Source organism: Peribacillus sp., assembly GCF_059453735.1.
Genome location: NZ_JAZVJO010000406.1, coordinates 1 through 5,021, shown reverse-complemented (window position 1 = coordinate 5,021; position 5,021 = coordinate 1). Strand labels below are relative to the sequence as shown.

General features: G+C 40.1%; 6 protein-coding genes. All 6 read right to left on the bottom strand.

The annotated features are described in order from the left end of the window. Positions 1–727: DUF1266 domain-containing protein (locus AC52RT_RS13490; protein WP_495541219.1), on the bottom strand; the 727-nt coding region annotated here is incomplete at its 3' end. Positions 728–791: 64 nt separating this feature from the next. Further along, positions 792–1,421, bottom strand: coding sequence for a lactate utilization protein (locus AC52RT_RS13485; RefSeq protein ID WP_495541218.1), 630 nt, complete (start codon positions 1,419–1,421; stop codon positions 792–794). A gap of 46 nt (positions 1,422–1,467) precedes the next feature. Continuing rightward, on the bottom strand, positions 1,468–1,737 hold the full coding sequence (locus tag AC52RT_RS13480) for a hypothetical protein (protein WP_495541217.1): 270 nt from the start codon (positions 1,735–1,737) through the stop codon (positions 1,468–1,470). 442 nt (positions 1,738–2,179) lie between these two features. Next, positions 2,180–3,385 carry a reverse transcriptase family protein gene (locus tag AC52RT_RS13475; RefSeq protein WP_495541216.1) on the bottom strand — a complete coding sequence of 402 codons (1,206 nt, stop codon included), beginning with the start codon at positions 3,383–3,385 and terminating at the stop codon, positions 2,180–2,182. A 315-nt stretch (positions 3,386–3,700) separates the two neighbouring features. Beyond that, complete coding sequence (locus AC52RT_RS13470; RefSeq protein WP_495541215.1) at positions 3,701–4,111, bottom strand: hypothetical protein; 411 nt, start codon at positions 4,109–4,111, stop codon at positions 3,701–3,703. A gap of 3 nt (positions 4,112–4,114) precedes the next feature. Further along, positions 4,115–5,021: RHS repeat-associated core domain-containing protein (locus AC52RT_RS13465; protein WP_495541214.1), on the bottom strand; the 907-nt coding region annotated here is incomplete at its 5' end.

The window sequence follows — 5,021 nt, the reverse complement described above, 5'->3', positions numbered from 1 at the left end:
TGAAATTGCACCAGTCACCTTCGTCCTCATCGAACAGATACTTCAGTATGCTCTTCTGGATCTCGAAGAACTGACCCACGCCTTCCTGATCACCGAAATTCGATGCATCGAAGAACAACGCGCCGCAGACATACGAATATGCATACTCCTCGAAAGAGTGATAGAACACCTGTGCCTTTCTTACGAACCTGTCAGTGATCTCGTCGAACTCTTTCTCGTTAATGATCCCGCAGCCCATTGCGATCCTGCAGATGCCGATGTATTCGCTGATGTCCCAGGCGTAGAAACCCTTCTCCCCAAGCATCGGGTAAAAGGGCTTTGCAAGCGCGATCGTCTTATCAAAAGCCTTGCGTCCGTTGCTGTCTAATTCCTCAAGATCGAACAGCGGCGCTTCCTTCCAGAAAGTCATGAACTGCTCGTACTGAACGCTGCCTCTGAACTGGATCCTCTGGTATTTGATCAGGCTCTCCTTTGAGTCGATCTGGTACATCTTCATGAGGAAATCCTTAACGGTCGCAACGTTCTTCGGTGTGCACTTGTAATCTGTGTCAGCATCAACGCGGTCAGGCATTCCTGGAACTTTTCTCGTAGCCGTTGCAGCAGCCAAAAGTCTTGTAAACTGCTTTCTGGTAGGCTTCACAGCACCTTTTCTTGTCTTAACGACGGTGGGCACGTATTTTTTTATCTCTTTTGCATATTTGTCTAACATAGTTTTTTCCTTATCCAAAAAATATCTGTCCGGGGCCGGAGCCCCAAACAGATACATTATACCATTCTGTTATTTTGCTATATCAGAATCCCAATTCGTCGTTTACGAGGATGACGCTGATCCTTCCCTTGTGTCTTGAGAAACGTGTGATGAGGATCTGGCAGCAGATAGTGTCAGGTGATTTGCAGTCGAAACATTTGCCCGTCTTTGAGCACGGTGTATCAAGTCCGAAACGCTGGGCGTTGATCGGTGCGGCAACGTTTCTCGCACGCTTCATTGCGGCATCAAGATCGCTGCAGACCTTGTTCATTCCAACGATGAAGATGACCTGCTTCGGACCCTGGCAGATGGCAGAAACACGGTTGGAATTTCCGTCGACGTTAACGAGGATTCCGTCATCTGTCATGGCATTTACGCTCGAAAGGAAGAAGTCCGCATCGTATGCCATAAGCATTGCTTTGCGCTTATCTTCGTAAGCATCACGGTCGATAAAATTATATGCGCCGTTTTTGAGAGCTTCGGACAGTCCGATCTCATGAACGCTCATGGCGCCGCCCATTGAAATGGAGCTTCCCTCAGGGATCAGTTCGAGCGCGATCTTCAGCGCCTCTTCCTTGCTCGCAGCATAGTAGCCTTCCATGTTGCGTGACTTAAGTCCTTCAATTGTCTTCTGCGCCAGAAGTTCATTTCTTTTGGTAATGTTCTCGTTCATGATCATGTCCTGCCTTTCGAAATGGAATAGCGTTTATATTATAACCTCATTCTTTCTTTTTGCCCTTGCTGAACAGCTCCAGGAACAGTGCCTGAAACAACTGCCATACCCCGGGATCCGCTAGGCCTGTCAGTGCGAACCATTTATACGGTGATATCAGGCATACGACTGCAATCCACAGACCGCCGATTATGGGGATGCCCGATACCCATTTCCCGCCGCGCGCGTTGTGAATGAAGATGGCCCAGTTCATGAAGAACAGAAACAGTCCCGGAATTGCGAAAACTATATAGACCCACCATTCATATACCGGCATGTTTTTGCTCCTCCATCAGTGGTTTGGCTTGAACACCAACTCGCCGTTCTCGAGCACTGCCGTGCATAGCAGCGCTGATAAAGTTACCTTCAGTTTTGCAATAAGATTTTTCATTTATATGACAACTCGAGTTCGAGCGCTTTTATCTGGAAACCATTTGCAAATGCTTAATTTTATTGCATTTACAGTGCTAACGTTGTACTCATTGAACTCATTTGTATATGTTCTTTAGTTCTCATGAACTCATTTTGAACTCACGAATGAACTCAAGTATGACGTACTATCATAAGAAAGCCATTATAACTTTTACAGTTTTTCCTTCATAATTACTAGTATAACTATTTATAATCGAATTAGTACGATCAAGCAAGTTCCTTGCCCTGTCAGAGTAACATATCTGGGTTGTCAGCTAAAGGACACAGTTTGACATGCACATCAACCATCATGTATTCAAAGAGTTATAAGGCTCATAGCCAAACAAATCATCCAATTGCTTCAAAAATGCATCTCCAACACTAGGTTCGACCATTCTTATATAGTATGCTTTTCCATAAAGATAGCCGATGAAATTCACATACCTCGAATCTTTTGTCTGACTATGTCCCAAATGAAATGAAATACCATATTTGTTACAAAAGTATATCTCTTGCCTCAACTTTCGCTTGTATTGTTGCGGAACTTTTACACTTGTATCTACAGATAAACCTGTAACCTTTTTCCCACTTTTTGAGTTCATAGTATGAGACTTCTTTTTGTTTATCTTAAAGCCATATTCTTCGATAATCTTAGCAACAGACTTAAGATGTCTATCAATACCATCTTCTCCGGATATCGTAATATCATCAGCATATCGGGTATATACCAGGCTGTTTTCTTTTGCATACTCAGAAATCATAATATCTAATGGTTTCATTACAATATTCGACAGCATCGGACTAGTTGGAGCCCCTTGTGGAAGTTTTCCATAATATGTCGTAAGAATCGTAAGCGAATTCGCGACCTCACTAGAGTATCCCATATCCAAGAAAACTTTCAACACCATCTTGTAATTAATTGATGGGAAAAAATCTTTTATATCCAAACATCCTATTTCCCGTTGATTAATATGGCAACGAGCATTTGTGACTATTGATTTCCCTTTCACAAATCCGTGAACACAATCCGGACATTGATAACGAATAAGAATGTTGTCTAGGATCCACTTCTGTCGTTTTTTTAGTTCAATAGAAGGTGCTGCTATGTCGCGATGTTTTTTTGTTGGGCGATTCGAATCTATTTTTTGTCTTTTCTTTCCTTCTACTCGAAATACATGATATGCAGTTGGATTAATATGTTCTAATCGTAAATAACTACTAAGTATCTCAAATGATTCTATTAACGGGTATTTTTCATCACCACAGTATGGTTGAAGAATTACCCCATCCGAGTTCTTGTCTTGAATATCAACAATGTAATGCTGCGCATTCTCCCCTAGTTCAAATCGATAAGAAGATTTATTAAACATCAATATGTTTTCTTCTACTAAATCAAACAAATAATCAGTCAAATAATCAACAGGCATATTCACCACATTGACAAGTTCATTTATCTCTTGTGGACCATACTCACATATATATGATACTACTATTGCTGTAATTGCTTTCTTCATTCGTTACTCCCCATATATTCTTACGCAGTTACCATACAGATGTGACGATAAAGGAAAGATCGATCCAGACAAGATTGAAGACTTAATGCCCTGGTCTGACAAGATTCCTGAAGATTGCAGAAAAAAGAACCGTTGATTTCACCCAGCGGTTCTATTAATTTGAGGTTAGGCGCACGGTTTGACGCTTACAGATTATCTGTAACAAGAGAATCCCTATCCACCTTTTCCGAATTATACATAGATATATTTTGATGCGGATTGGTATGGTATTCAGGAGTACCATATCAATCTGCATCAATTCACTTCACTTAAGAATCAAAAGTGATACTTATTGAGAATTTTTCGTGGTGGTTTATTTAATAATGAATCAAGATTGTTTTCTAAATAATCCGCCAGGACATTAATGCATTCCATCTGACTTAATCCAACAAGTTTTTTTCTGAGTTTACGAGGCATCATTTCTCTTAATCGATATACTCTGTGCACACCAAATACAGTCATAAAAAGTCTTCTAATGCTATTGCTTTTTATATTCATATAGCTATAGTAATTCTGTTGCGTAATTATTATATCTTCCATTTCTTCGTGCTTTCCCGAAAAAACAGAAATAACAATATTGTCTTTAATATAATCAATGGAATAATCCGTTTGCTTCCTAGAAAACTGTTTCTTGGTTAAAAAGCCTAGTCTCTGAACAATGGAATTTCTCTCATTTGTATTAAACATTCTCTATCCTCCTATAAGTATCTCTGATATTTTACTATAGGCTAGAAAAAGAATTTCTTTTCCGTATCCTGTAAGTTTTCCGTTAACAAACATATTTGACCAAATATTCGTTGCAAAAATAAATTTATCTCCCCTCTCTAAGGCTGCTTGTAAGAAAGGAAGATTCCAGTCAGTCCAGAAAGTGGCTGAATTAACTAATTCATCTGGTACATTTAAGATGTTAAATCCTCCAACATTACCTGAATAAACAGTGCTTTTAGCAAGGTTGAGTTCTTCGATTATTGCTTTCATATCTGGTGAATATCTCCCAAGTACTGTAGTTGTTTTTTCTGCTATACTATAAATTTCAGTGCCTGAAGAGGGAGTGTATGATAAACGTTCAATAACTTTCTCAACTTTATCAGGTTGATTTCCAAAGAATGCTAGTAATACTGGAAGAACCTCACACAAAAAGAACACAACAAATCCTACGATTAATCCGATAATGGCACCGATGATTACGTATTGTGCAAATGTTAATGCATCAAAATTCTGAGGCTCATCAGAAAGAACCAACTGCAATACATATAAATCAGCAGCCACCAATTCTCCTATAATACCGAAGACACATTCAGTTTCGAATAGTGTCATATGCCCACTCGGATCTGAATACATAACCGGATTGGAATTGGCGAACAGATACTTGTGTAAGCTCATCGGATCTGACAGGCTTCCGCCATATGTATCCATTGTGGTGAATGTTCCAGTTGCAGGATCCATGTATCTTGCTCTCAGGTAGTAAAGACCTGTGGCATCCTGTTCTTCGCCCTGGAAGCCATATGGATTATCTGTAGTTCCCGTTCTTCCTGTCTCATTACCGAAGCTATCTGTGACAAGGGTATCTGTTACAGTGCCTGCTTCATTCGTTAAT

Coding starts and splice junctions, on each gene's coding strand:
- AC52RT_RS13485 (WP_495541218.1), bottom strand. CDS start 1,421: ATGAACGAGAACATTACCAAAAGAAATGAACTTCTGGCGCAGAAGACA.
- AC52RT_RS13480 (WP_495541217.1), bottom strand. CDS start 1,737: ATGCCGGTATATGAATGGTGGGTCTATATAGTTTTCGCAATTCCGGGA.
- AC52RT_RS13475 (WP_495541216.1), bottom strand. CDS start 3,385: ATGAAGAAAGCAATTACAGCAATAGTAGTATCATATATATGTGAGTAT.
- AC52RT_RS13470 (WP_495541215.1), bottom strand. CDS start 4,111: ATGTTTAATACAAATGAGAGAAATTCCATTGTTCAGAGACTAGGCTTT.